Raw genomic sequence first — 24961 nt, forward strand, 5'->3', positions numbered from 1 at the left:
AGCCCCGGAACGGCAGGGCCGCGCCCTCGTACGGCCGTACGGACCCGTCAGCGCTAGCCTGAGATCGCGGCAGGACCGCGGAAACGGAACGAGGCGCGGCGAGGGCATGGAGACGGCACAGGCTCGGATCGTCGGCGCCGTGGCGCTGGGCGGCGGGGTCGGCGCGGCGGCGCGGTACGGCGCCTCGCGGCTGTGGCCCACCGCGCCGGACGCGTTCCCGTGGACCACGTTCGCCGTCAACGCCGTCGGCTGCGCCGCGATCGGCGTCCTGCTGGTGCTGATCTCCGAGGTCCGCGAGGCGCATCCGCTGCTCCGCCCGTTCCTGGGCACCGGTGTGCTCGGCGGCTTCACCACCTTCTCCACGTATGCCGTGGACGTCCAGCGGCTGGTGGACCAGGGCCGGGCCGCGACCGCCGTGTTCTACCTGGCGGCCACGCTCGCTGCGGCGCTGGCCGCCGTGTGGCTCGCGGCGACGGCGACGCGGCGGGCCCTGGTGGGGAGGCCGGCGTGAGCGGGGAGCCCGACATGAGGCGGGGCGCGGACGCGCTGCGGATGACGGTGTTCCTGGGCGAGAGCGACACCTGGCACCACAAGCCGCTGTACACCGAGATCGTGCACCGCGCGCACCGCGCCGGGCTCGCGGGCGCCAGCGTCTTCCACGGCGTCGAGGGCTTCGGGGCGTCGTCGCGGGTCCACACCGCCCGGCTGCTGTCGCTGAGCGAGGACCTGCCGGTCGCGGTGGTGATCGTGGACAGCGAGGAGCGGGTACGGGCGTTCCTGCCCGAGCTGGACGAGGTCCTCGGCGACGGGCTGGTGGTGCTCGACCCGGTCGAGGTCCTCCGTCATCCACATCGCGATCGCGAAGCGCGAGGCGATCGGTGAACTGGCTGCTCGTCGTGGTCGGCGGCATGGTCGGCGCGCCGCTGCGCTATCTCACCGACCGCGCGGTGCAGCGCCGCCACGACTCCGTCTTCCCTTGGGGAACCTTCACCGTCAATGTGGTGGGCTGCCTGGTCCTGGGGGTGCTCACGGGTGCGGCGAACGCCGGCGCGGCCCCCGACCGGCTTCAGGCGCTGCTCGGTACGGGCCTGTGCGGCGCGCTGACCACGTACTCCACGTTCTCGTACGAGACGCTGCGGCTGGCCGAGAGCAACGCCCGCCTCTTCGCCGTCGCGAACGCGGTAGGGAGCGTGGCGGCCGGGCTCGGAGCCGCCTTCGCGGGGGTCGCCCTGGGTGAGGCGCTCTGGGGCTGACGCCCCTCAGCCGTCCGCCGGGCTCAGGTGCTCCAGCAGCACCCGCCGCAGCTCCCGCGCGGCCCGCGTCGGTGCCACGTCCTTGCGGTGCGCCACCGCGATCGTCCGCCGCATCCCCTCCCCCGCCGCGAACGGGGTGACCCGCAGCCCGGAGCGCGCCGCCACCATTCCGGGGACGACGGCGAGCCCGAGCCCGGCCCGTACGAAGCCCAGGACCGCGTCCATCTCGCCGCCCTGCACGGTGAAGGCGGGTTCGAAGCCCGCCGCGTGGCAGGCGGCGGTGGTGAACTCCCGCAGGTCGTAGCCGCGCCGGAACATCACCATCGGCCGGTCCCGCAGATCCGCGACCCGCATCCGGCGCCGCACCGGCGCGGGCGCCGACGGCGCGGAGACGACCACCAGGTCCTCGCCCAGCAGTTCGGTGGTGGCCAGCGCCGGGGCGTCGCCGGTCAGCGGGGTGATGATCAGGGCGAGGTCGAGCCCGCCCGCGGCCAGCGTGCGCACCAGGTCCTTCGAGCCGCCCTCGTCGATGAACAGCTCGATGCCCGGATAGCGCGTGTGGAAGGCGCGCAGCACGTCGGGGACGAGGCTGGCGCACAGGCTGGGCGGCGCCCCGAGCCGCACCCGGCCGCGCCGCAGCTGCGCGACCTCCTGCACCTCGCGGTGCGCGGTCTCGGTGTCGGCGAGGATCTGCCGGGCGAGCGGCAGCAGCGCCTCCCCCGCGTCGGTGAGCGTGATGTTGCCGCGGGCGCGGTGGAACAGGTCGGCGCCCAGCTCCCGTTCGAGGGCCCGGATCTGCTGGGAGAGGGAGGGCTGGGCGACGTGCAGCAGGTCGGCGGCGCGGGTGAAGTGCCGGGTGTCCGCGACGGCCGCGAAATAGCGGAGCTGCTGGAGTTGCACCCACCCATGATAGGAGCCGCCTATGGAAACGAGCTGTTTCATGTCTTGGACGGATCGGCCCCGCCGTCCCTAGCGTCGTGCTCATGGCATTGGCGACACGGCCGGACCGGCGGCCTTCCCCTCGAAGGCCGTCTCCTCAACGGCCGTCCCTCATCGGTTACGTCTGGCGGTCGACCGTCGGCAAGAAGGCGGTCATGGCCGTCACCGGCCTGATCATGCTCGCCTACCTGGTCGCCCATCTGCTGGGCAACCTCAAGGTCTTCTTCGGTCCCGACGAGTTCAACGCCTACGGGCGGTGGCTGCGCACCATCGGCGAGCCGTTCCTGCACCACGAGTGGTTCCTGTGGCTGGCGCGCGTGGTGCTGGTCACCGCGGTGGTGCTGCACGGCACCGCCGCGTACCAGCTCAGCCGCCGCGACCTGGCCGCCCGCCCGCAGGGTTACGTCCGGCGGCGGCAGCGGGCGAGCTACGCCACCCGCACGATGCGCTGGGGCGGGGTGATCCTCGGCCTGTTCATCGTCTGGCACATCCTGGACCTGACGACGCTGACGGTGAACGAGCACGCCGAGCCCGAGCATCCGTACGAGAACCTCGTGGCGACCTTCTCCACCTGGTACGGCAACACGATCTACATCACCGCCATGGTCGCCCTCGGGTTCCACGTCCGGCACGGGTTCTGGAGCGCCGCCCAGACCCTGGGGGCCGGCAGCCCGCGCCGCGACCGCGCGCTCAAGATGGCCGCGAACGGCCTGGCCGCCGTGCTGACCTGCGGCTTCATCTCCATACCCGTCGGCGTGATGACCGGAGTCGTGAACTGATGACCACGTACACCCACTACGCCGCCTACTCGACAGGCGCGCCCGTCACCGACACCAAGGCACCCGGCGGCCCCATCGAGGAGCGCTGGGACCGCCGCCGCTTCGAGGCGAAGCTGGTCAACCCGGCCAACCGCCGCAAGTACACCGTGATCGTGGTCGGGACCGGCCTGGCGGGTGGCGCCGCCGGTGCCACCCTCGCCGAACAGGGCTACCGCGTGGTCCAGTTCTGCTACCAGGACTCCCCGCGCCGCGCCCACTCCATCGCCGCGCAGGGCGGTATCAACGCCGCGAAGAACTACCGCAACGACGGCGACTCCATCCGGCGGCTGTTCTACGACACCGTCAAGGGCGGCGACTTCCGCGCCCGCGAGTCCAACGTGCACCGGCTCGCGCAGGTCTCGGTGGAGATCATCGACCAGTGCGTGGCGCAGGGCGTGCCGTTCGCCCGGGAGTACGGCGGGCTGCTGGACACCCGCTCCTTCGGCGGTGTGCAGGTCTCCCGGACGTTCTACGCCCGCGGCCAGACCGGTCAGCAGCTGCTGCTCGGCGCGTACCAGGCGCTGTCCCGGCAGATCGCCGCCGGGAACGTGGAGATGCACGCGCGCACCGAGATGCTGGACCTGCTCGTCGTCGACGGCCGGGCCCGCGGCATCGTCGCCCGCGACCTGATCACCGGCCGGATCTCCACGCATTTCGCCGACGCCGTGGTCCTGGCCTCCGGCGGCTACGGCAACGTCTTCTACCTGTCGACGAACGCCAAGAACTCCAACGCCACCGCGGTCTGGCGAGCCCACCGGCGCGGCGCGTACTTCGCCAACCCGTGCTTCACCCAGATCCATCCCACCTGCATCCCGCGCTCCGGCGACCACCAGTCGAAGCTGACGCTGATGAGCGAGTCGCTGCGCAACGACGGCCGGATCTGGGTGCCCAAGGCCAAGGGCGACACCCGCCCGCCCGCGCAGATCCCCGAGGACGAGCGCGACTACTACCTGGAGCGGATCTACCCGTCCTTCGGCAACCTGGTGCCGCGCGACATCGCCTCGCGGGCCGCGAAGAACGTCTGCGACGAGGGCCGCGGCGTCGGCCCCGGCGGGCAGGGCGTCTATCTGGACTTCGCCGACGCGATCCGGCGGATGGGCCGGGAGAAGGTCGCGGAGAAGTACGGCAACCTCTTCGAGATGTACGAGCGCATCACCGCCGAGGACCCGTACGAGGTCCCGATGCGCATCTACCCCGCCATCCACTACACGATGGGCGGCCTGTGGGTCGACTACGACCTCCAGACCACCGTTCCCGGGCTGTTCGCGATCGGTGAGGCGAACTTCTCCGACCACGGCGCCAACCGGCTCGGTGCCTCGGCGCTGATGCAGGGCCTGGCCGACGGCTACTTCGTCCTGCCGTCCACCATCAACGACTACCTGGCCCGGCACCCGCACGACGAGGTCGACCCCGGCCACCCGGCGGTGGCGGAGGCGGTGTCGGAGGTGACGGACCGGCTGGCGCGGCTCCTGGCCAACGACGGCGACCGCACCCCGGACTCCTTCCACCGCGAGGTCGGCGAGCTGCTGTGGGACCAGTGCGGCATGGCCCGCAGCGAGACCGGTCTAAGCAAGGCGCTGGAGCGCATCCCGGAGCTGCGCGAGGAGTTCTGGCGCCGGATCAAGGTGCCGGGCACCGGCGAGGAGCTCAACCAGTCCCTGGAGAAGGCCAACCGCATCGTCGACTATCTGGAGCTGGCCGAGCTGATGTGCCTGGACGCGCTGCACCGCGCGGAGTCCTGCGGCGGCCACTTCCGGGAGGAGAGCCAGACCGACGACGGCGAGGCGGCCCGCCGCGACGAGGAGTTCGCGTACGCGGCCGCCTGGGAGTTCACCGGTACGGGCGCGGCCCCCGTCCTCCACCAGGAGCCGCTGACCTTCGAGTACGTCCACCCCACCCAGCGGAGTTACGCATGAGGCTCACCCTGCGGATCTGGCGCCAGCGCGGACCTGAGGAGCCCGGCGCCATGACCCTGTACACCGTCGACGGCATCTCCCCGGACATGTCCTTCCTGGAGATGCTGGACACGCTCAACGAAGAGCTCATCCTGCGCGGCGAGGAGCCGGTGGCCTTCGACCACGACTGCCGCGAGGGCATCTGCGGCGCCTGCGGCATGGTCATCAACGGGCAGGCGCACGGCCCCGAGCGGACCACGACCTGCCAGCTCCACATGCGGCACTTCGAGGACGGCGACACCATCGACGTCGAGCCGTGGCGCGCGGCGGCGTTCCCGGTGGTGAAGGACCTGGTGGTGGACCGGTCGGCGTTCGACCGGATCATCGGGTCGGGCGGCTACATCTCGGTGCCGACCGGCAGCGCGCCGGAGGCGCACGCCACGCCGGTGCCCAAGCCGGTCGCCGACACCGCCTTCGAGCACGCCGAGTGCATCGGCTGCGGGGCCTGTGTCGCGGCCTGCCCCAACGGCTCGGCGATGCTGTTCACCTCGGCCAAGGTGGTCCATCTGAACGTGCTGCCGCAGGGCGCGCCCGAGCGGGAGTCGCGGGTGCTGGACATGGTCGGCACGATGGACGCCGAGGGCTTCGGCGGCTGTACGAACACGGGTGAGTGCGCGGTCGCCTGCCCCAAGGGCATCCCGCTCCAGTCCATCTCCGCGATGAACCGGGAGTACATGCGGGCGACGCTGCGCGGCGGTAAGCCGTAGGTCCACCGGGGGGGCGGGGGAGACCGGTCCGGGGGCCGGTCTCCGGGGGCCCGTCTGCGGGAGCCGGTCTGTGGGGGAGACCGGTCTGCGGGGGAGGCGGCGCAGCCCGGTCAGAGGGCGGCCGCCGCCTCCCCCAGCGCCTCCGCCAGGAGCTCCGCCCCGCGGACCGCGACCCCGGGCCGCTCCCCGGCCCGCTCCTGCCACCGTTCCAGCGCCTCGTCCACCGGCCCCCAGTCCAGCGGCCGGGCCTCGCGTACCGCGTCCGCCGCCGGCGGCAGCGCCGTCCGCAACGCCGCCGCGAAGGCCGCGGCCTCCGGCGACGGCGGGGCGGCCCGGTCCGGCAGATGCGCCTCCAGCAGCATGGTGACGCGCCCCACCGCGCCGACCGCCGTGCCCGCCGCGTCCGCCGCCTCGCGGGTCAACTCCGGCACCGTCACCGGCTCCTGCTGGGCGCGGGCCAACGTCTCCTCCCAGGCGACGCGGGCCGCGCGGGCGTCCAGCAGCGCCTCGCGCACCTGGCGGGGGCGCCGCTCGGCGGGCCGGGCGTGGGCTTCGAGTACGGCGACCGCGTAGCGGCCGTTCGCCGCCAGCCAGTCGGCCAGCCGGTCCCGCAGTACGGGGGTCTCCCAGGCGGGGAAGAGGGCGTACGCGGCCAGGGCGAGCAGCCCGCCCAGCAGGGTCAGCGCCAGCCGCGCGGCCACGGTCTGCGACCAGCCCTCGCCCGCGATGCCGAGCAGGAAGATGACGTACCCGCTGATGCAGGCGGAGGCGACCGCGTAACCGGTGCGCAGCAGCAGATACAGCAGTCCGACGCAGAGCACGGCCAACGCCGCGCTGACCTGCTCCCCCGGGTGCGTGAGCGCCATGGCCGCGCCGGCGAGCGCCACCCCGCCGATGGTGCCGACGAACCGGGCGACCCCGCGCGCGTACGTCTGCCCGAAGTCCGGCCGCATCACCATGACGGAGGTCAGGGGCGCCCAGTAGCCGTGGCCCCAGGGCAGCGCGGCGCCCGCCAGGTAGCCGCAGACGGCGACGGCCGTCACCCGCACGGCGTGCCGCAGGACGGGAGAGGACCAGCGGGCCTCGCGACGCAGGGCGCGCAGGACGTCGGGGACGAGGCCGGGCACGCCGGGGCGCGGCAGGTGCCGGTAGTCCTTGCGGCCCTCGGCGGTGACCGCCTCCACCGGGCTCTCGGTGGCCTCGACCACGTCGCCGACCAGCGCCATCAGGCGCAGCGCGGCGCGGCGGGCCGCGCCGTCGAGCATCGGTCCGGCGGCGGGCACCTCCAGGACGGCCATGGCCTCAGGGGGCAGCCGGACCGGCTCACCCTTGCGGACGGCGTGCGCGACGGCGTCCAGGACGGAGCCGGTGGCGGCCAGCAGGTCGCGGACGCGCTCGCGCTGCGGCCCGGTCTCCGGGGCGCCGACGACGGGGTCGGCCAGCGAGGCCAGCACCGGCCGGATGCGCTCGGCCAGCCCTCGGAAGCCGCGCAGCTGGCCGGGTCGGCGGCGGGCCTGACGGGCGGTCAGGGCGGCGGCGCTGCGGGCGTCCATCAGCGGCAGCGGGTCGAACGGCGCGACCGGGTCGTGGCGCAGTCGGCGGGCGTAGTCGGCGACCCCGGCGAGGGCGTCGGCGAGCGCGTCCCGCTGCACGCCCCAGGGCCGTACCGGGAACAGCACGATGAGCGCCGCCTGGACGACGCCGCCGAAGGCGATCAGCGCGGTGTGCTCCAGGGCGCCGGTCACCGAGGTCGGCAGGGTGACGGTGATCAGCATGACCGCGACCATCTGGGTGGCGACCAGGCCGGAGACCGGGCCGACGGCCCAGGCCATGCCGGTCAGCAGCGTCCACACCGCCAGCAGCACGGCGAACAGGACGGTGTTCACGGCGGCGAGGTAGCCGAGGAAGGTGCTCACCGCGAGCGCGGCGGCGGCCGCGAGCGCCAGCGCGGGCCGGGGCCGCCAGCTGCGCTGGAAGGTGGCCAGGCCCGAGGAGAACGCGCCGAAGGCGGAGGAGACGGCGAGCGCGGGCGAACCGAGCCAGAGCGTGAGCCCGATGACGATCGCGACGCCGCACGCGCCCCGCAGGGCCACGAGCGGTTCGAGCCGGGTGCGGTCGATGCGCTCGATGGTCAGCCCGGCCCGCGCGGCCCCCTTCAACGCCCGTGACCAGCTCATACGGAGGAGCCTACGGGGTCGGCGCGGGGAAAGCCGGGGCGGCGGCCGCCGCAGGCGCGCCCCGTATCGTCGGCACCCCGTACCGTCCGCTCCCCGTACGTCAGCTGTCCGTACCGTCAGCTGCTGTCCGTGGGGCAGGCGTACTTCCCGCCCGGCCCCCACGTCGTGATCCGGCCGGTGTTCTGCGCGAACGCCCCGCAGTAGAGCACCGGCTCCGAGCCGCGCCCGGTGTGGTGCACGATGACCAGCGGCTTGTCGCGGGAGACGGTGCGCCCGCCCTGCCCGAAGTCGAGGTAGCCGCTGGCGCCTTCCTTGCGGATGCCGTTGTAGAGGCTGGACTGGACGTTCGAGCGGCTCACGTCCCGGCCGTCGGTGCCCGCGTACGCCTTGTCGGCGGCGGCCGCGATCAGCTGCATCGCGTCGAAGGCCAGGGCCGCGTGCCCGTCGTCGCGCCACAGGTCGTTCCTGCCGAACGCGCGGGCGTAGGCGTCGGTGAACTCCTTGGCGGTGTCGCTGCTGCGCGGGTGCCCGACGGGCAGCACGTGGGCCGAGTGGTAGAGCCGCAGCCACGAACGCGGCCACAGGCGGTCCTGGTACTCCCCGGAGAGGGCGGCGTTGGTGAGCTCGTTGCCGCCGAGCACGGTCAGCTTCCGGCCCTCGCAGGAGGTGTTGTCCCCGAAGTCGTTGAGGAAGGCGGTGAACTCGCGGGCGCGGGCCGCCCAGAAGACGACCGTACGGGGTTGCTGTGTGACCCGCTCGCACACCGCTTCGGCGACGTCCCGGATGGTCTCCTTGCGCGAGACGCGATCGGAGTCGGGGCCGATTCCGCTGCCGCTGCCGCTGCCGTCCGGGGCGTCGGGCGAGTACCACAGCTTGTGCCATCGGTCCCGGCCGAAGGTCTCGGCGAACCCGTCGCCGAGTCCCTTGCTGTAGACGTCCGTCGGGTCCTGGACCACCACCGCCGCCTCGGCCGGCGCGCAGTCGCCCGACGCGTCCTCCATGATCCGCGCCCGGTGCGCGAACTCGCCCTCGATCCGGGTCTCGCGGCTGTTGCTCGGCGCCATCGGGCGGTAGTAGCGGCTGACCTGCATCTGGTCGGCGGTCGCCGTGGTGCCGACCATGGGGATGCCCGCGTCGCCCAGCACCTGGACGGCCCGCTGGGTCACCGTACGGCTCTCGGCGAAGCCCGCCACCCCGATGATCTTCGGATCCCGCTCGGCCTGCCGCACGACGTCCTCGGCGACGTCGACGGCGTCCTTGAAGCGCTCGCCCGCGTCGCGATGTTCGACGCGCAGCCACACCTTCTGCGGGTCGCTCAGCGCCTCGTTGTTCAGCTCGTGCTGCGCCAGCACGATGCCGCGCAGCTCCGGGATCGCGCCGTCGAACCGCTCCTCCTCCCGGTTCCCGGCCACCGACGCCCCCACGTGCACGACCGTCCGGAACGCCCCGTGGCGCCGCCGCGCCACCCTCGCGTTCTCCTCGTCGATCATCCGCATGAGCGTGCCGTACTGCTCCTTGGGCGACGGGGCCAAGGGCGGTCGGGCGGCCGAGGCCGAACCGCCGGTCGCGCCGCCCAGGCACGCGGCACTGCCGCCACCGCCTCCGAGCTCCATCGGGAGCAGCAGCCCGGCCAGGAGCCCGGCGCAGACGACGCCCTCCAGCACCAGCTCGGTGACCGGGCCGATCCGGAACGTCGGCGGCGCGACCGGCCGGAGCCGCCGCGCGTCGGACGGGGCCGAGGACGCGGGCCCGAGTGCGGACGCCGACGCGGACGCGAACGCGGACGCGGGCAGCGGGACCAGCAGCGGCTCCGGGGTGCCGTCGGGCATCCCGGCCGCGTGGTCGAGCCGGGACGCCGCGTCGGCCGGCCCGGAGCAGCGCGCTCCGGCGGGCGCGCTGTCCGCGGGTCCCGCGGGCGTTACGGCCACGACCACGGCGGCGGCGCATCCGGTCTCCTCGACGGCCGGCCCGTACTCCGCGAGAAACCGCTCTCCAGCGCCGGCGGCCGATCCGCTCGGCACGTCAAGGAGGACGGCGTAGCGGGTGCGGCGCCGACGCCGCCAGGGGGAGAGCCGTCCGGGACGGGCCGCGGCCTTGAGATCCACGAGCAGGGCCCGCAGCAGCAGCCGTTCGAACTCCGCGGCCGCGGCCTCCGGCCCCAGCGGGGCGACGGACTCCAACCACTGCGCGGCGTCGTCGAAGAACTCCACGGAGCGGCGCCCGTGCCCGATGTCCCGCCAGTCGGCGTACCAGCCGCGCTTCTTGGACCACAAAAGCCGCCGGGTCCGCCGGCGCCCCCACCACCAGCGCGGCAGGAGCTGCGTCAGCGGCCGTACGACCATCTGGAGCGCGAGCGTGACCCGCGCGGACGCCTGCACCTGCCCGCCACCGTCGCCGCCCGATCCACCTGATCCGCCCGGTCCACCTGATCCGCCAGGTCCGCCGCGGCCGCCCGCCCCACCGTCGTCGCCCGGCCCGCCGAGCGCCCAAAGGGTCCGCAGCACCCGACCCCGTAGCCGGCGCTTGCCGTAGCAGTGATCACGGAGCTGCTCCCCGGTGAGCGGCGCCGCCGGGCCGCCGAGCTCCAGCTCCACGACGTCGCGCATCAGCCAGAAGTCCGGCAGCCGCAGCCGTCCGGTGCGCCGCGGTACGTCGTTCGTCAGCCCCGCCCCGACGGCTAGGGCCAGTGGCCGCCCCGCGCCCGCCGCCGCCCGTATGTCGCCGGCCCCGACCCGCGCGTACGGCACCAGCTTCGCCCCGCGCCCGCGCAGGCACCACTCGAGGCCCCGCACGACCCGCTCGGCCCGCTCGCCCCCGTCATCTCCCTCAAGACCATCCGTCTCGTCGCCATCCCTCTCGACGAGCAACACGACGGGCGGCAGCACATCCCGCCCCTTGACCCGCGGATCCTCCGGCACCACGGCCCGCTTGAACGCCGCCACGAACTCCTGCGCCCCGTCCCCCCAAAGGAACGGCCCATCCACCGCCCGCCCTCTCTCCGGCATCACCAGTTCCCCCCCCAACTCGCCCGCACCTCGGTCCACTTGGGATCCCCGACGCGCCAGTCACACAAACCCCCCACCGAGCCCTGAGAACATCGCCGTCGCGTGACGGGGCATGCGCCTATGCTGCGGGGGTGATCAAGCCGATCGAACTCGTGATATTCGACTGCGACGGAGTGCTGGTCGACAGTGAACGCATCGCTGTGCGCGTCCAGGTCGCCTTGGGCGCGGAACTGGGCTGGCCGCTGACCGAGGGCCAGGTCATCGACCGGTTCATCGGACGCTCCAGCGCGTCCATCGGCGAGCAAGTCGCCGCCCAGCTGGGCCCTGAGGCGGCCGCGATCTGGTCGGAGCGGTTCGAACAGCTCCACCGCGAGGCCGTGGACGCCGAGTTGTCCCCCGTCGACGGCCTGCCCGAGGCACTCGACGCGATCACCCTGCCGACCTGCGTCGCCTCCAGCGGCTCCCATGAGAAGATGCGCCACACCCTGGGCCGCACCGGCCTGTACGAACGCTTCGCAGGCCGCATCTACAGCGCCACCGAGGTCGCCCGCGGCAAGCCCGCCCCGGACCTGTTCCTGCACGCCGCGAAGCGCATGGGTGTCGATCCCGCGGCCTGTGTGGTGGTCGAGGACAGCCGACCCGGCATCCAGGCCGCCCGCGCCGCAGGCATGCGGGCCTTCGGCTACGCCGGCGGACTGACCCCCGCGGAGCGGCTCGAAGGCACCGACACCGTCGTCTTCCACGACATGCGCAAACTGCCGACCCTCCTCACCGAACAGTGACCGCTGCCCTCCCGTCCACGTCGTGGCCCGGGGTTGCCCCAGGCCACGACGTCGGAGAGCGACTCGGCGAGGAGGCCTCGCCGGGCAGGTCGGCCCGTCAGGGGCGGACGTAGGGCCGGGTCATGATCTCCATGTTGTGGCCGTCCGGGTCGTCGAAGTACGCCCCGCGGCCACCGAACAGACGGTTGATCCGGCCGGGTTCGGTGTGGCTGGGGTCGGCGTAATAGGTGACCCCGACTGCCTCCAGACGGCCGATCATCGCGTCGAACTGCGCGTCGGGCACAAGGAACGCGTAGTGCTGCGACTGGATCGGCTCGTCCCTCATCTCGTAGTAGTCGAGCGTCACGCCGTTGCCGAGGTCGACGGGCACGAACGGCCCGAACGGAGCGCCGACCTCCAACCCCAGGATCGCGGCGATGAACTCGGCCGACAGGTGCCGGTCGCGGGCGTAGACGGCGGTGTGGTTGAGCTGGACGGCGGTCGTCGGCAGCTCGGATTCGTGCGCGTACTGCTGGTCGTGTGGCATAAGTGAGGTGTCTCCGGGTCTTCGGAATCCGCTGGGTGGGGCGCGCCGCACGCGGGCGCCGGGAGCAAAGACGCGGAGAAGGGGGCGGGCCTCTCACCCGCCTCGCGCTCACGCCGAGGCCGGGAACCTCACTCGTGTATGGCCCATGGCCGACCCGGCAGTCACCTGACCGACCTTAGGCCGACCTGGCTGGGGGTGTCCAGAGCGGCCATGCGCCAAGCGCACAACCCGCCGATATGACGACGGTCCCCGTGATCACGGGGACCGTCCCATCCGTCCGGATGCAGGATGCCGACGGACGGCTCAAGCAGGGAACTCCCCACGCTTGACGGCTGCGACGAACGACGACCAGCTGCCGGCCGAGAAGACCAGTGCCGGGCCGTGCGGGTCCTTACTGTCGCGGACGGGGACGACGTCACGGAAGTTGTCGGCAACTTCCAGGCAGTTGCCCCCCTGCCCGCTGTAGCTGCTCTTCCGCCAAGCCGCGCTCTCATGTTCCGGGGGGCACATCCCTCGCTGCCTCTCTGTCTCCTGCTGCTACAGCTCGCGCTGTATCCGGGCGATCAGATCGCGTGCAGGCACCCACTCCCGCGCCGGTGACGGCGCAGGCCAGGGCGGCCGCCGCCACCCGCCCCGGACAGGCCCGCACTTCGGCGCCGAAGAGCCTGCGCATACCGGTCGCTCCGGCGAGCACGCGCAATGCCCAACTCCCCTCCCCTGAGCCGTCGATGGACCGGCTCGACGGACACGGTCGCGATCGACGCTACCGGCCCTCCCTTGGGCGGGCTCGATTTCGAGCCCGCCCAAGGGCTGAGGAGGCGGCGACTCAGTGGTTGCTGGGGAAGCCCAGGTTGATGCCGCTCTCGCTCGGGTCCGGCCAGCGGGTGGTGACGACCTTGCCGCGGGTGTAGAAGTGCACGCCGTCGTTGCCGTAGATGTGGTGGTCGCCGAAGAGGGAGTCCTTCCAGCCGCCGAAGGAGTGGTAGCCGACGGGGACCGGGATGGGGACGTTGACGCCGACCATGCCCGCTTCGACCTCCATCTGGAAGCGGCGGGCCGCGCCGCCGTCGCGGGTGAAGATGGCGGTGCCGTTGCCCCACTGGGAGCTGTTGATCAGCTCGATGGCCTCGTCGTACGTCTCGGCGCGGACGACGCACAGGACCGGGCCGAAGATCTCGTCGCGGTAGGCGTCGGCGGTCACCGGGACCTTGTCGAGCAGGGAGACACCGATGAAGAAGCCGTTCTCGTGGCCCGCCACCGTGTAGCCGGTGCCGTCCACGACGACCTCGGCGCCCTGGGCCGCCGCGCCGTGCACGTAACCCGCGACCTTGTCGCGGTGCTCGCGGGTGATGAGCGGGCCCATCTCGGAGGACGGGTCGGTGCCGGGGCCGATGCGCAGCCGGGCGGCGCGGTCGGCGATCTTCTTCACCAGGTCGTCGCCGATGTCGCCGACGGCGACGACGACGGAGACGGCCATGCAGCGCTCGCCCGCCGATCCGTAGGCGGCGTTGATGGCGTTGTCCGCGGCCACGTCCAGGTCGGCGTCGGGGAGCACCAGCATGTGGTTCTTGGCGCCGCCCAGGGCCTGTACGCGCTTGCCGTGCTCGACCGCCTTGGACTGGATGTACTTCGCGATGGGGGTCGAGCCGACGAAGCTGACGGCCGCCACGTCCGGGTGCTCCAGGAGGCGGTCCACGGCCACCTTGTCGCCGTTGACGACGTTGAGGACGCCGTCCGGGACGCCCGCCTCGGCGGCCAGCTCGGCGAGCAGGAAGGACGCGGACGGGTCCTTCTCGCTCGGCTTGAGTACGAAGGTGTTGCCGCAGGCGAGCGCGACGGGGAACATCCACAGCGGCACCATGGCCGGGAAGTTGAACGGGGTGATGCCCGCGACGACGCCCAGCGGCTGGCGGATCGAGGCGACGTCGACGCCGGTGGAGACCTCCGTGGACAGCTCGCCCTTCAGCTTGTGCGGGATGCCGCAGGCCAGCTCCACGATCTCCAGACCGCGGGCGACCTCGCCGAGCGCGTCGGAGTGCACCTTGCCGTGCTCGGCGGTGATCAGCGCGGCGATGTCGTCGCGGCGGGCGTGCAGCAGTTCGCGGTACCGGTACAGGATCGCGGTGCGCCTGGCCAGGGAGGTCCTGCCCCAGGTGCGGTGCGCCTCCTTGGCGGCGGCGACGGCGGCGTCGACCTCCTCGACGGAGGCGAGCGCCACGCGGGTGTCCTGGGCGCCGGTCGCCGGGTCGTAGACCGGGCCGAAGGTGCCGGACGCGCCCTCGACGGCCTTGCCGCCGATCCAGTGGTTGACGGTCTTCATATGCGGGACCTTTCTGAGAAGTCCGGGAAGGGGCCGGGTGCGCGCGGGGCGCTACAGGTGGCGGCGGCGGCCGGCGGCCTGCCGGTCGTAGTCCTTGCGGGCCTGGACGGCGGCGGGGCGGGTGGCGGTCTGGGCGACGGGCACATCCCACCACGCCTGGGCGCCGGGCGCGCCCGGCACTGTGTCGGCCGTTTCGGTCTCCACATAGACACACGTGGGGCGGTCGGAGGCGCGTGCGGCGGCCAGGGCCTCGCGCAGTCCGGCCACCGACTCCGCTCGGATGACCTCCATGCCCAGGCTGGCCGCGTTGGCCGCGAGATCCACCGGCAGCGGGTCGCCGGTGTAGGTCCCGTCGGCGGCGCGGAAGCGGTAGGCGGTGCCGAAGCGCTCGCCTCCAGTCTGCTCCGAGAGGCCGCCGATGGAGGCGTAGCCGTGGTTCTGGACGAGGACGACGTTGATGTTGACGCCCTCCTGGACCGCGGTGACGATCTCGGTCGGCATCATCAGGTACGTACCGTCGCCGACCAGCGCCCACACCGGGCGGTCGGGGGCGGCGAGCCGGGCGCCGATCGCGGCCGGGATCTCGTATCCCATGCAGGAGTAGCCGTATTCCAGGTGGTACTGCCGCCGGGACCGGGCGCGCCACAGCTTGTGCAGGTCGCCGGGGAGGGAGCCGGCGGCGTTGATGACGATGTCGGCGTCGCCGACGACGGCGTCCAGCGCGCCGAGCACCTGGGTCTGGCTGGGGCGTACGGTCGCGTCCTCGGCGGCGTACGCGGCGTCCACGAGGCGCTCCCAACGCTCCTTGCCCGCCCGGTACTCCGCCTCGTACGACTCCGCGACCCGGTGCCCGGCCAGCGCCTGGGTGAGGGCTTCGAGCCCGGCCCGGGCGTCGGCGACCAGGGCGGTGGCGCTGAGCTTGTGCGCGTCGAAGGCGGCGATGTTGAGGTTGACGAAGCGGACGCCGGGCTCGGCGAAGAGGGTGTTGGAGGCGGTGGTGAAGTCGGTGTAGCGGGTGCCGACGCCGATGACCAGGTCGGCGGTGCGGGCGAGGTCGTCGGCGACGGCGGTGCCGGTGTGGCCGATGCCGCCGACGTCGGCCGGGTGGTCGTGGCGCAGCGAGCCCTTGCCGGCCTGGGTGGAGGCGACGGGCATGCCGGTGGTGTCGACGAGCGCGTGCAGCGCCTCCTCCGCCTCGCTGTGGTGGATGCCGCCGCCCGCGACGATCAGGGGCCGGTGGGCGGCGCGGATCTCGTGGACGGCGTGGGCGAGCGCGGCGGTGTCGGGGGCCGGGCGGCGTACGTGCCAGACGCGGTCGGCGAAGAACTCCTCGGGCCAGTCGAAGGCTTCGGCCTGGACGTCCTGCGGGAGGGCGAGGGTGACGGCGCCGGTGTCGACCGGGTCGGCCAGGACGCGCATCGCCTGGAGCGCGGCGGGGATGAGCGCTTCGGGCCGTACGACGCGGTCGAAGTAGCGGGAGACCGGGCGCAGCGCGTCGTTGACGGAGACATCGCCCGCGTACGGCACTTCGAGCTGCTGGAGGACCGGGTCGGCGGGGCGGGTGGCGAAGGTGTCGCCGGGCAGCAGCAGGACGGGCAGGTGGTTGATGGTGGCGAGCGCGGCACCGGTGACGAGGTTGGTGGCGCCGGGGCCGATGGAGGTGGTGACGGCCTGCGCGGAGAGCCGGTCGCGCTGGCGGGCGTAGCCGACGGCCGCGTGCACCATGGCCTGTTCGTTGCGGCCCTGGAGGTACGGCAGGGTGTCCGGGCCCGACTCCAGCAGGGCCTGGCCGAGTCCCGCGACGTTGCCGTGGCCGAAGATGCCCCAGCAGGCGGTGATCAGGCGGTGGCGCCGGCCGTCACGCTCGGTGTACTGGTGGCCCAGGAACTCGACCAGGGCCTGGGCGACGGTGAGCCGTCGAGTCGTCATCGGGCGTCTCCGGAAGGGGCGGTGGGGGCTTCGTAGAGGGGCAGTCGGGGGTCCACGGGCTGGTCGGGCCAGGTGGCGCGGATCCAGGCGTGTTCGGGGTGGTCGCAGATCAGCCAGGCGCGTTCCGCCGCCGGTCCGGCCATGACGTTGAGGTAGTACATGGTGTGGCCGGGGGCGGCGATGGACGGGCCGTGCCAGCCGTCGGGGATGAGGACGGTGTCGCCGGTGCGGACCTCGGCGAGGACGTCGGTGCCCCTGCCCCGGCCGGACGGGGAGACGCGCTGGTAGCCGACGCCCTCGGTGCCGTGGGCCTCGGCGATCTCGAAGTAGTAGATCTCCTCCAGCTCGCTCTCCTCGCCCGGTCGGCACTCGTCGTGCTTGTGCGGCGGGTAGGAGGACCAGTTGCCGCCGGGGGTGAGGACCTCGACGGCGATGAGCCTGTCGCATTCGAAGGCCCCCACCGCGCCGAAGTTGTTGACCTGGCGGGAGCAGGTGCCGGCGCCGCGCAGCTCGACGGGGACGGCGGAGGCCGGTCCGTACCGGGCGGGCAGCCGCCGCTCGCACCGGGCGCCGGTCAGGGCGAAGCGGCCGCCCGCGGTGCTGGTGATCGCCGCCTCGGTGTCGCGCGGCAGGTACGCGAAGTCGGTGACACCGCTGAAGACGTCGGCGCGGCCGTGCAGGTCGAAGGTCTCGCCGTCGGCGGCGACGGTGCAACCGCCGCTGAGCGGCAGCACGATCCACTCGCTGTCGCCGGTGGCGAAGGCGTGCGTGCCGCCGGGCGGGAGCTCCAGGACGCGCAGCGACGAGTAGCCCCAGCCGGCCCGCTCCGGGTCGATGTCCACGGCGTACGGGCCGGCGGCCGCCTTGCCCGCCGGCAGATGGAAGTCGGCGTTCGATTGCGCGGTGGGCTTCGGGGTGCTCTGGGTGGGCTTCGTGGTGCTCTTCGTGGTGCTTGAGGTCATGGCGTGAGTCTTCCCTGGTCCGGTTCTCTCAGAGCAGGCCGACGGCGGTGTCGACGGCGTTCTCGACGGTGCCTTGCGCCGGGTAGAGCAGCGAGCGCCCGACGACGAGGCCCTGGACGGTGGGCAGCCGCAGCGCCTTGCGCCACTTCTCGTACACCTCGTCCTGGTCGGCGCCGGAGTCGCCGCCGAGGAGCACCGCGGGCAGGGTGGAGGTCTCCATCACGGCCGCCATCGCGTCGGGGTCGTCGGTGACCGGCACCTTCAGCCAGGTGTATGCGGAGGTGCCGCCCAGTCCGGACGCGATGGCGATGGAGTGGGTGACGGCCTGGGCGCTCAGGTCGTTCGTGACCTTGCCGCCGACCCGGCGGGAGATGAACGGCTCGACGAAGACGGGCAGCCGGTGTGCGGCCATCTCGTCGATGGCGCGGGCGGCGGCCTCCAGGGTCGTGAGCGAGCCCGGGTCCTGGTAGTCGATGCGCAGCAGCAGCTTGCCCGCGTCGAAGCGGAGCCGGGTGAGGTCCTGGGGGCGGTGGCCGGTGAAGCGGTCGTCGAGTTCGAAGGCGGCTCCGGCGAGACCGCCGCGGTTCATGGAGCCGACGACGACCTTGTCGTCGAGGGCGCCGAGCAGCAGCAGGTCCTCCAGGATGTCGGCGGTGGCGAGGACGCCGTCGACGCCGGGCCGGGAGAGCGCGCGGCACAGCCGTTCCAGCAGGTCGAACCGGTTGGCCATGGCCAGTCCGCGGTCCCCGACGGCGAGCGCGCCGCGCGCGGGGTGGTCGGCGGCGACGATCATCAGCCGCCCGCTGTCGCCGATGAGAGGGCGTCTGGCCCGGCGGGCGGCGGCCTCGGCGATGGCCTCGGGGTGCCGGGCGCGCACCGTGACGAGGTCGGAGATGCTGATGCTCAAGGGGTCCTCGCATTCGCGATGTCGTCGGATCCATGGGACCGCGGGTTCCGGGAACGGGGCCGGAATCGGGATCAGGGATCCGGGATCCGGGATCCGGGTGCGGAATCGAGATCCGGTCTCCGGGATCCGGAATCCGGGTTCGGGTCCGGGGATCGAAGTCCGGGGGGTCGGTGGGGGTCGGAGCCGTGCGGGTCAGCGGTGGTCCGCGAGAAGCTCCTCGACCTCGGCGGCGGTGGGCATCGCGGAGGAGCAGGCCAGGCGGGAGGCGACGATGGCGCCGGCCGCGTTGGCGTAGCGCATGACGCGCTCCAGATCCCAGCCCGACAGCAGTCCGTGGCACAGGGCACCGCCGAAGGAGTCGCCCGCGCCGAGTCCGTTGACGACGTCGACGGGCACGGGCGGGACCTCGGCGGTGGTGCCGTCGCGGTGGACGGCGAGCACGCCCTTGGGCCCTTGCTTGACGACGGCGAGTTCGACGCCCGCGTCGAGCAGCGCCTCGGCGCAGGCCGCGGGCTCCCGTGCGCCGGTGGCGATCTCGCATTCGTCGACGTTGCCGACGGCTACGGTGGCGTGCCGCAGCGCCTGGGCGTAGTACGGGCGCGCCTGGGCGGGGTCGGCCCAGAACATGGGGCGCCAGTCGAGGTCGAAGACGGTGGTGCCCGCTTTCGCGCGCGCCGCGAGAGCGTCCAGCGTCGCCCCCCGGCTGGGCTCCTCGCACAGCCCCGTACCCGTCATCCAGAAGATCCGGGCGGCGCGGATCGCTCGGAGGTCGAGCTCGTCGCCGCGGATCTCCAGGTCGGGCGCCGGTCGGCGGTAGAAGTAGAGGGGGAAGTCGTCGGGCGGGAAGATCTCGCAGAAGGTGACCGGGGTGGGGTACTCCGGCACCGGGGTCACCCAGCGGTCGTCCACGCCGAACCCGCGCAGCGCCTGGTGGAGATAGTCGCCGAAGGGGTCCGCCCCGGTACGGGTGATCACCGCTGTGCGGCGGCCCAGGCGGGCGGCGGCCACGGCGACGTTGGTCGCCGAACCGCCGAGGAACTTCCCGAACGTCTCGACCTGAGGCAGCGGGACGCCGGTCTGGAGCGGATAGATGTCCACCCCGATCCGACCCATGGTGATCAGGTCGTACGCCTCGTCGTACGGCTCGCTCATGCCTGCCCCTTCGTTCCGTTCTGGGTGCCCGCTCCTCCGTACGGGATGCGCGCTCCTCCGTGCTGGACGCCCACCAGATCTAGACCCACGGACACCCACTGTCAAGCATTTGTCATTACATTCTGACGTCCGGACCCGATGACCCCTGACCGCGTTATCGCGTTGTTACGTCCGGATGAACTGTTGTCATGACAAAGTCTTGACAGCCCACCGCCCCAGGGAGTTGGCTCCCGGTCAGCAACGGCCGAGTCAGGCCAGTGACATCTGACGAAACAGGCCAGTCACATCTGAGAGGTGCAGGACCGATGGACCTCAGGATCAACAGACACCACAGGATCAACAGACATCACAGAGCGGCCGCCGTCGCCGCGACCGCCGCCGCCGGCCTGCTGCTCGCGGCGGGCTGCAGCAGCCAAGGCGGCAAGAAGGCCCAGGGAGCCGCGGACGACTTCTCCGCCGGCAAGGCGAACACCCCCGGATGAAGGTCGCGCTGATCACCCACGCGGCCCCGGCGACACCTTCTGGGACGTCGTGCGCAAGGGCGCCAAGGCCGCCGCCGCCAAGGACAACATCGAGCTGGTGTACTCCAGCGACCCCAACGGCGCCAACCAGGCCAACCTGGTGCAGAACGCGGTCGACCAGGACGTCGACGGCATCGTGGTCACCCTGGCCAAGCCGGACGCCATGAAGGGCGCGCTGGCCAAGGCCCGCAAGGCCGGGATCCCCGTGGCGGGACTCAACTCCGGGCTCGGGGACTGGAAGGGCCAGGGCCTGCTGGAGTTCTTCGGGCAGGACGAGGAGATCGCCGGCGAGGCGCTCGGCGAGCGGCTCGACAAGCTCGGCGCGAAGCACACCATCTGCGTCATCCACGAGCAGGGCAACGTCGGCCTGGAGGCCCGGTGCCGTGGCATGAAGAAGACCTTCGACGGCAGGACCGACACCCTCTACGTCAACGGCACCGACATGCCCTCGGTGAAGTCCACGATCACCGCCAAGCTCAAGCAGGACTCCGGGATCGACCATGTCGTCACCCTCGGCGCCCCCTTCGCACTGACGGCCGTCCAGTCCGCCGACGACTCCGGCGGCGACGCCAAGGTCGCCACCTTCGACCTCAACAAGGAACTGATCGCCGCGGTCAAGAGCGGCGACGTGGAGGTCGCCGTCGACCAGCAGCCCTTCCTCCAGGGCTACCTGGCACTGGACGCCATGTGGCTGTACAAGCAGAACGGCAACTTCAGCGGTGGCGGCGAGGAACCTGTCCTGACCGGCCCCGCCTTCGTCGACAAGGACAACGTCGCCGAGATCGAGAAGTTCGCCACCAAGGGCACGAGGTGAGCCGCCCATGACGCAGACAGCCACTCCGGCGGCCGCCACCCCGCCGGCCGCCCCCGCCTCCTCCAAGCGGCCGGTCGCCGCGGCCGACCACGCGCTGCTGCGCAGAGTGCTGGCGCGCCCCGAGATCGGCGCGCTGGTCGCCGCCGTCGCCGTCTATTTCTTCTTCTTCGCGGTCGCGCCGTCGTTCCGGCAGGCGGACTCCTTCGCCACGGTCCTGTACCAGGCGTCCACGATGGGCATCATGGCGCTGGCCGTCTCCCTGCTGATGATCGGCGGCGAGTTCGACCTGTCGGCCGGCGTCGCGGTCACCAGCTCCGCGCTGACCGCGAGCATGTTCAGCTTCCAGCTCACCACCAACGTCTGGGTGGGCGTGGGCGTCGCCCTGCTCGTCTCGCTGGCAGTCGGCGCGATCAACGGCATCCTGCTGGTGAAGACCGGCCTGCCGAGCTTCTTGGTGACGCTCGCCAGCTTCCTGATGCTCCAGGGCCTGAACCTGGCCGTCACCAAGATGCTCACGGGCAACGTCGGCACCGACAACATCAGCGACATGGACGGCTTCGACCAGGCCAAGCAGGTCTTCTCCGCCGAGATCGGGATCGGCGGGGTGGACCTCAAGGTCACCGTGCTGTGGTGGCTGGCCTTCGCGGCCCTGGCCACCTGGGTGCTGCTGCGCACCCGCTACGGCAACTGGATCTTCGCCGTCGGCGGCTCGAAGGAGAGCGCGCGGGCCGTCGGCGTCCCCGTGACCTTCACCAAGATCACGCTGTTCATGACCGTGGGTTTCGCCGCCTGGTTCGTCGGTATGCATCTGCTGTTCGAGTACAACGCCGTGCAGGCCAGCGAGGGCGTCGGCAACGAGTTCCTGTACATCATCGCCGCGGTGATCGGCGGATGCCTGCTCACCGGCGGCTACGGCTCGGCGGCCGGCGCGGTCGTCGGCGCCTTCATCTTCGGCATGGTCAACCAGGGCATCGTCTACGCCAACTGGAACCCCGACTGGTTCAAGTTCTTCCTCGGCGTGATGCTGCTCGTCGCGACACTCGTCAATCTGTGGGTGCGCCGCCAGGCCACCAGGAGGTGATCACTGTGACGACCACGAAGGAGACCCCGGAGGAGACCCCGGAGGACGCCCGGACCGGCGTCCGGACCGACATCCGGCAGGACGGCCGGACAGCGGCCGCGGCGGCGGACCAGGGCGCCGCGCCCATCGTCGAGCTCAAGGGCGTCGGCAAGCTGTACGGCAACGTCCGCGCCCTGCGCGGCATCGACCTGGCCGTCCGGCCGGGTCAGGTGACCTGCGTCCTGGGCGACAACGGCGCCGGCAAGTCCACCCTCATCAAGATCATCTCGGGGCTGCATCCGCACGACGAGGGGGAGTTCCTCGTCGACGGCGCGCCGGTGAGGCTGGCCAACCCGCGCGACGCGCTGGCCCGCGGCATCGCCACCGTCTACCAGGATCTGGCCACCGTCCCGCTGATGCCGGTGTGGCGGAACTTCTTCCTCGGCTCGGAGCTGACCCGCGGCCCGTGGCCGGTACGCCGTCTGGACATCGCCCGGATGAAGCGGACCACCGACGAGGAACTGACCGCGATGGGCATCCACCTCGCCGACCTGGACCAGCCCATCGGAACCCTCTCCGGCGGGCAGCGGCAGTCCGTGGCCATCGCGCGCGCCGTGCACTTCGGCGCCCGGGTGCTGATCCTGGACGAGCCGACCGCGGCCCTGGGCGTGAAGCAGTCCGGTGTCGTCCTCAAGTACATCGCGGCCGCCCGCGAGAAGGGCCTCGGGGTCATCTTCATCACCCACAACCCGCACCACGCCTACATGGTGGGCGACCACTTCTCCGTGCTCCGGCTCGGCGCGCTGGAGCTGAACGCCGCCCGCGCGGACGTCACCCTGGAAGAGCTCACCAACCACATGGCGGGCGGCGCCGAGCTGGCCGCCCTCAAGCACGAACTGGCGCAGGTGCGCGGAGTCGACGTCGACGAGCTTCCGGAATCCGTCGAGGCCCCCGCCTCCTGACCCCGCGCCCCTCAGCCCCGCCTCGGCGCCCCACCCCGCCCGCCAACCGTTATGTCCCAAACTGGACCTATCCTGACGACCGCTGCCGCACGCAACGGCGAGAGGAGCCCCGTTCCATGACTGCCGCCACCTCCCCCGTCCCCTCCCTGGACCGCATCCGGGTCGGGTCGGCCCCCGACTCCTGGGGGGTGTGGTTCCCCGACGACCCCCAGCAGGTCCCCTGGCAGCGCTTCCTCGACGAGGTCGCCGAGGCGGGCTACGAGTGGATCGAGCTCGGCCCGTACGGCTATCTGCCGACCGACCCGGCGCGGCTCACCGAGGAGACCGCGCGGCGCGGGCTGTCCGTCTCCGCCGGCACCGTCTTCACGGCGCTGCACCGCGGCCCCGCCGTCTGGGACGCGACCTGGGCCCATGTCTCTGAGGTCGCCGAGCTGACGCGCGCCATGGGTGCCCGGCACCTCGTCGTCATCCCCTCGTTCTGGCGCGACGACAAGACCGCCGAGCTGATCGAGAGCCCGCGGCTGACCGCCGAGCAGTGGCGCCACCTGGCCACCGGCATGGAACGGCTGGGCCGCGAGGTACGTGAGCGCTTCGGACTCGACATCGTCGTGCATCCGCACGCCGACACCCACATCGACACCGAGGAGAACGTCGCCCGCTTTCTCGACGCCACCGACCCGGGGCTGGTCCGGCTCTGCCTGGACACCGGCCACTACGCCTACTGCGGCGGTGACAGCGTCAAGCTCATCGAGACCTACGGCAGCCGGATCGGCTATCTGCACCTGAAGCAGGTCGACCCGGAGATCCTGGCCGACGTCGTCAAGAACGAGGTGCCGTTCGGGCCCGCGGTCCAGCGGGGCGTGATGTGCGAGCCGCCCACGGGGGTGCCCGCGCTGGAGCCGGTACTGGCCGCCGCCCAGAAGCTGGACGTCGACCTGTTCGCCATCGTGGAACAGGACATGTACCCCTGCCCGCCCGACCGGCCGTTCCCGATCGCCCAGCGCACCCGGCGCTTCCTGCGCGGCTGCGGCGCCTAGGAAGCGCCGGCCGGACAGCCCGGACACCTGGACCGTCCTGAAAACCACCGTCGCAACGACTTCTTGAGGAACAGCATGACCAAGCACGGAGCACTCGGCGTGGCCGTCATCGGCACCGGCCGGATGGGCGCCGACCACGTACGCCGTATCGACGCGGTGACCAGCGGGGCGCGGGTCGCCGCGGTGGTGGACATCGACGCGGAACGCGTGAAGGCGGTCGCGGAGGGCATCGACGGCTGTACGCCCTACACCGACCCGGCCGCCGCCATGGCCGCCCCCGACGTGGACGCCGTACTGATCGCCAGCCCGGGACCGGCTCACGAGGCGGCGCTGCTGGAGGCGTTCCGGCACGATCTGCCGGTGCTCTGCGAGAAGCCGCTCACCCCGGACGCGGCCTCCGCGCTGCGGGTGCTGGAGGCCGAGCAGCGGCTGGGCCACCGACGGGTCCAGGTGGGCTTCATGCGCCGGTACGACCCCGAGTTCGTCCGGCTCAAGGCGCTGCTGGCCGGTGGCGAGCTGGGCCGCCCGCTGATGCTGCACTGCCGCCACCGCAACGCCTCGGTGCCCTCGTTCTTCACCGAGCCGATGCTCATCAACGACTCCGTGGTGCACGAGATGGACCAGTCCCGCTGGCTGCTGGAGCAGGAGATCACGGCCGTGACGGTGCTGCGCCCGCGCCCCACCGCCCACGCCCCCGAGGGAATCGGCGACCCGCAACTGGTGCTCTTCGAGACCGACGGCGGCGCGCTGGTGGATGTGGAGATCTTCGCCACCTGCGGCTTCGGCTACCAGGTGCAGGCCGAGGCGGTCTGCGAACGCGGCACCGCCCGCGTCGGCGACGCCCACGGCATGCTGGTCAACCGCGCGGGCACCTGGGGCGGGGAGATCGCCCAGGACTTCGTGGCCCGCTTCGAGGAGGCGTACGACCGGCAGGTGCAGGCCTGGGTGGACGCCACCCGGCGCGGCACGGTCGAGGGCCCCAGCGCATGGGACGGCTACGCCGCGGCGGCCGTCTGCGAGGCGGGCGTGCGCGCCCAGGCCACCGGGGAGCGGGTGGCCGTGGAGCTCATCGACCGCCCGGCCCTCTACCGCTGACGGGCGCGGCCCTCCAGCCCCCAGCGACGACTCCCCCACC

Annotated in this window: 21 protein-coding genes and 1 pseudogene; 12 read left to right on the plus strand and 10 right to left on the minus strand. The window is 72.4% G+C overall.

The window, feature by feature from the left end:
- Window positions 1-106 precede the first annotated feature (106 nt).
- The 3 genes from crcB (Q3Y56_RS11065) to crcB (Q3Y56_RS11075) are packed head-to-tail and all read left to right on the plus strand — an operon-like array spanning window position 107 to window position 1253.
- Entirely contained in the window at window positions 107-511 is a 405-nt protein-coding gene (crcB, locus tag Q3Y56_RS11065; protein WP_304461782.1) for a fluoride efflux transporter CrcB, read from the plus strand.
- Between the two features lie 14 nt (window positions 512-525).
- Window positions 526-882 carry a DUF190 domain-containing protein gene (locus tag Q3Y56_RS11070; protein WP_304465550.1) on the plus strand — a complete coding sequence of 119 codons (357 nt, stop codon included), beginning with the start codon at window positions 526-528 and terminating at the stop codon, window positions 880-882.
- A complete protein-coding gene (gene crcB / locus Q3Y56_RS11075; protein WP_304461783.1) occupies window positions 879-1253 on the plus strand; it encodes a fluoride efflux transporter CrcB in 375 nt (124 codons plus the stop codon). The genes Q3Y56_RS11070 and crcB (Q3Y56_RS11075) overlap by 4 nt, the downstream gene beginning before the upstream one ends.
- A gap of 6 nt (window positions 1254-1259) precedes the next feature.
- Here the strand turns inward: crcB (Q3Y56_RS11075) and Q3Y56_RS11080 are convergent, their stop codons facing one another.
- A complete protein-coding gene (locus tag Q3Y56_RS11080) occupies window positions 1260-2153 on the minus strand; it encodes a LysR family transcriptional regulator (protein ID WP_304461784.1) in 894 nt (297 codons plus the stop codon).
- 83 nt (window positions 2154-2236) lie between these two features.
- Here Q3Y56_RS11080 and Q3Y56_RS11085 point away from each other — a divergent pair, with 83 nt between their 5' ends.
- The 3 genes from Q3Y56_RS11085 to Q3Y56_RS11095 are packed head-to-tail and all read left to right on the plus strand — an operon-like array spanning window position 2237 to window position 5672.
- Window positions 2237-2971 (plus strand): succinate dehydrogenase cytochrome b subunit, encoded by a 735-nt coding sequence (locus tag Q3Y56_RS11085; protein WP_304461785.1) that lies wholly within the window; start codon window positions 2237-2239, stop codon window positions 2969-2971.
- On the plus strand, window positions 2971-4926 hold the full coding sequence (locus Q3Y56_RS11090) for a fumarate reductase/succinate dehydrogenase flavoprotein subunit (protein ID WP_304461786.1): 1956 nt from the start codon (window positions 2971-2973) through the stop codon (window positions 4924-4926). Before Q3Y56_RS11085 ends, Q3Y56_RS11090 begins: the two co-directional genes overlap by 1 nt.
- A complete protein-coding gene (locus Q3Y56_RS11095) occupies window positions 4923-5672 on the plus strand; it encodes a succinate dehydrogenase/fumarate reductase iron-sulfur subunit (RefSeq protein WP_304461787.1) in 750 nt (249 codons plus the stop codon). Before Q3Y56_RS11090 ends, Q3Y56_RS11095 begins: the two co-directional genes overlap by 4 nt.
- A gap of 110 nt (window positions 5673-5782) precedes the next feature.
- Here Q3Y56_RS11095 and Q3Y56_RS11100 read toward each other — a convergent pair whose 3' ends face one another.
- Complete coding sequence (locus Q3Y56_RS11100) at window positions 5783-7849, minus strand: FUSC family protein (RefSeq protein ID WP_304461788.1); 2067 nt, start codon at window positions 7847-7849, stop codon at window positions 5783-5785.
- A gap of 116 nt (window positions 7850-7965) precedes the next feature.
- Window positions 7966-10854, minus strand: coding sequence for an ABC transporter substrate-binding protein (locus tag Q3Y56_RS11105; RefSeq protein WP_304461789.1), 2889 nt, complete (start codon window positions 10852-10854; stop codon window positions 7966-7968).
- Between the two features lie 131 nt (window positions 10855-10985).
- Between Q3Y56_RS11105 and Q3Y56_RS11110 the strand changes: the two genes are divergently transcribed.
- Complete coding sequence (locus Q3Y56_RS11110) at window positions 10986-11636, plus strand: HAD family phosphatase (RefSeq protein ID WP_304461790.1); 651 nt, start codon at window positions 10986-10988, stop codon at window positions 11634-11636.
- 97 nt (window positions 11637-11733) lie between these two features.
- On the opposite strand, the gene Q3Y56_RS11115 is transcribed toward Q3Y56_RS11110, so the two are convergent.
- From Q3Y56_RS11115 to iolC, 7 genes are all read right to left on the minus strand, one after another.
- The gene (locus tag Q3Y56_RS11115; RefSeq protein WP_304461791.1) at window positions 11734-12162 is read right to left on the minus strand and encodes a VOC family protein; all 429 of its coding nucleotides are present in this window, start codon (window positions 12160-12162) and stop codon (window positions 11734-11736) included.
- 303 nt (window positions 12163-12465) lie between these two features.
- Window positions 12466-12672, minus strand: a complete 207-nt coding sequence (locus tag Q3Y56_RS11120; RefSeq protein ID WP_304461792.1) for a DUF397 domain-containing protein — start codon at window positions 12670-12672, stop codon at window positions 12466-12468.
- 316 nt (window positions 12673-12988) lie between these two features.
- A complete protein-coding gene (locus tag Q3Y56_RS11125) occupies window positions 12989-14482 on the minus strand; it encodes a CoA-acylating methylmalonate-semialdehyde dehydrogenase (RefSeq protein WP_304461793.1) in 1494 nt (497 codons plus the stop codon).
- A 51-nt stretch (window positions 14483-14533) separates the two neighbouring features.
- Window positions 14534-16411, minus strand: coding sequence for a 3D-(3,5/4)-trihydroxycyclohexane-1,2-dione acylhydrolase (decyclizing) (iolD, locus tag Q3Y56_RS11130; RefSeq protein WP_304461794.1), 1878 nt, complete (start codon window positions 16409-16411; stop codon window positions 14534-14536).
- The gene (gene iolB / locus Q3Y56_RS11135; protein WP_304461795.1) at window positions 16408-17373 is read right to left on the minus strand and encodes a 5-deoxy-glucuronate isomerase; all 966 of its coding nucleotides are present in this window, start codon (window positions 17371-17373) and stop codon (window positions 16408-16410) included. Before iolB ends, iolD begins: the two co-directional genes overlap by 4 nt.
- A gap of 28 nt (window positions 17374-17401) precedes the next feature.
- Window positions 17402-18280: a deoxyribose-phosphate aldolase gene (locus Q3Y56_RS11140; RefSeq protein ID WP_304461796.1), complete on the minus strand. Its 879-nt coding sequence runs from the start codon at window positions 18278-18280 to the stop codon at window positions 17402-17404.
- A 192-nt stretch (window positions 18281-18472) separates the two neighbouring features.
- Window positions 18473-19432 carry a 5-dehydro-2-deoxygluconokinase gene (iolC, locus tag Q3Y56_RS11145; protein WP_304461797.1) on the minus strand — a complete coding sequence of 320 codons (960 nt, stop codon included), beginning with the start codon at window positions 19430-19432 and terminating at the stop codon, window positions 18473-18475.
- Window positions 19433-19737: 305 nt separating this feature from the next.
- Between iolC and Q3Y56_RS11150 the strand changes: the two are divergent.
- The 5 genes and pseudogenes from Q3Y56_RS11150 to Q3Y56_RS11170 all read left to right on the plus strand — a co-directional run bounded on the left by Q3Y56_RS11150 (window position 19738) and on the right by Q3Y56_RS11170 (window position 24921).
- Window positions 19738-20767, plus strand: a pseudogene (locus tag Q3Y56_RS11150) (substrate-binding domain-containing protein).
- Between the two features lie 7 nt (window positions 20768-20774).
- Window positions 20775-21848 carry an ABC transporter permease gene (locus Q3Y56_RS11155; RefSeq protein WP_304461798.1) on the plus strand — a complete coding sequence of 358 codons (1074 nt, stop codon included), beginning with the start codon at window positions 20775-20777 and terminating at the stop codon, window positions 21846-21848.
- 71 nt (window positions 21849-21919) lie between these two features.
- On the plus strand, window positions 21920-22789 hold the full coding sequence (locus tag Q3Y56_RS11160) for an ATP-binding cassette domain-containing protein (RefSeq protein WP_304465551.1): 870 nt from the start codon (window positions 21920-21922) through the stop codon (window positions 22787-22789).
- A 116-nt stretch (window positions 22790-22905) separates the two neighbouring features.
- Window positions 22906-23826 (plus strand): sugar phosphate isomerase/epimerase, encoded by a 921-nt coding sequence (locus Q3Y56_RS11165; RefSeq protein ID WP_304461799.1) that lies wholly within the window; start codon window positions 22906-22908, stop codon window positions 23824-23826.
- Window positions 23827-23901: 75 nt separating this feature from the next.
- Window positions 23902-24921 carry a Gfo/Idh/MocA family protein gene (locus tag Q3Y56_RS11170; RefSeq protein WP_304461800.1) on the plus strand — a complete coding sequence of 340 codons (1020 nt, stop codon included), beginning with the start codon at window positions 23902-23904 and terminating at the stop codon, window positions 24919-24921.
- Window positions 24922-24961 lie beyond the last annotated feature (40 nt).

This window comes from Streptomyces sp. XD-27, from assembly GCF_030553055.1.
In the GTDB taxonomy this organism is placed as follows: Bacteria; Actinomycetota; Actinomycetes; order Streptomycetales; family Streptomycetaceae; genus Streptomyces.

What these genes read in the sequence shown, in the direction of transcription:
- crcB (WP_304461782.1), top strand. Translation starts at nt 107, where the DNA reads ATGGAGACGGCACAGGCTCGGATCGTCGGCGCCGTGGCGCTGGGCGGC.
- Q3Y56_RS11070 (WP_304465550.1), top strand. Translation starts at nt 526, where the DNA reads ATGAGGCGGGGCGCGGACGCGCTGCGGATGACGGTGTTCCTGGGCGAG.
- Q3Y56_RS11085 (WP_304461785.1), top strand. Translation starts at nt 2,237, where the DNA reads ATGGCATTGGCGACACGGCCGGACCGGCGGCCTTCCCCTCGAAGGCCG.
- Q3Y56_RS11090 (WP_304461786.1), top strand. Translation starts at nt 2,971, where the DNA reads ATGACCACGTACACCCACTACGCCGCCTACTCGACAGGCGCGCCCGTC.
- Q3Y56_RS11095 (WP_304461787.1), top strand. Translation starts at nt 4,923, where the DNA reads ATGAGGCTCACCCTGCGGATCTGGCGCCAGCGCGGACCTGAGGAGCCC.
- Q3Y56_RS11100 (WP_304461788.1), bottom strand. Translation starts at nt 7,849, where the DNA reads ATGAGCTGGTCACGGGCGTTGAAGGGGGCCGCGCGGGCCGGGCTGACC.
- Q3Y56_RS11105 (WP_304461789.1), bottom strand. Translation starts at nt 10,854, where the DNA reads ATGCCGGAGAGAGGGCGGGCGGTGGATGGGCCGTTCCTTTGGGGGGAC.
- Q3Y56_RS11115 (WP_304461791.1), bottom strand. Translation starts at nt 12,162, where the DNA reads ATGCCACACGACCAGCAGTACGCGCACGAATCCGAGCTGCCGACGACC.
- Q3Y56_RS11120 (WP_304461792.1), bottom strand. Translation starts at nt 12,672, where the DNA reads ATGTGCCCCCCGGAACATGAGAGCGCGGCTTGGCGGAAGAGCAGCTAC.
- Q3Y56_RS11125 (WP_304461793.1), bottom strand. Translation starts at nt 14,482, where the DNA reads ATGAAGACCGTCAACCACTGGATCGGCGGCAAGGCCGTCGAGGGCGCG.
- iolD (WP_304461794.1), bottom strand. Translation starts at nt 16,411, where the DNA reads ATGACGACTCGACGGCTCACCGTCGCCCAGGCCCTGGTCGAGTTCCTG.
- iolB (WP_304461795.1), bottom strand. Translation starts at nt 17,373, where the DNA reads ATGACCTCAAGCACCACGAAGAGCACCACGAAGCCCACCCAGAGCACC.
- iolC (WP_304461797.1), bottom strand. Translation starts at nt 19,432, where the DNA reads ATGAGCGAGCCGTACGACGAGGCGTACGACCTGATCACCATGGGTCGG.
- Q3Y56_RS11155 (WP_304461798.1), top strand. Translation starts at nt 20,775, where the DNA reads ATGACGCAGACAGCCACTCCGGCGGCCGCCACCCCGCCGGCCGCCCCC.
- Q3Y56_RS11165 (WP_304461799.1), top strand. Translation starts at nt 22,906, where the DNA reads ATGACTGCCGCCACCTCCCCCGTCCCCTCCCTGGACCGCATCCGGGTC.
- Q3Y56_RS11170 (WP_304461800.1), top strand. Translation starts at nt 23,902, where the DNA reads ATGACCAAGCACGGAGCACTCGGCGTGGCCGTCATCGGCACCGGCCGG.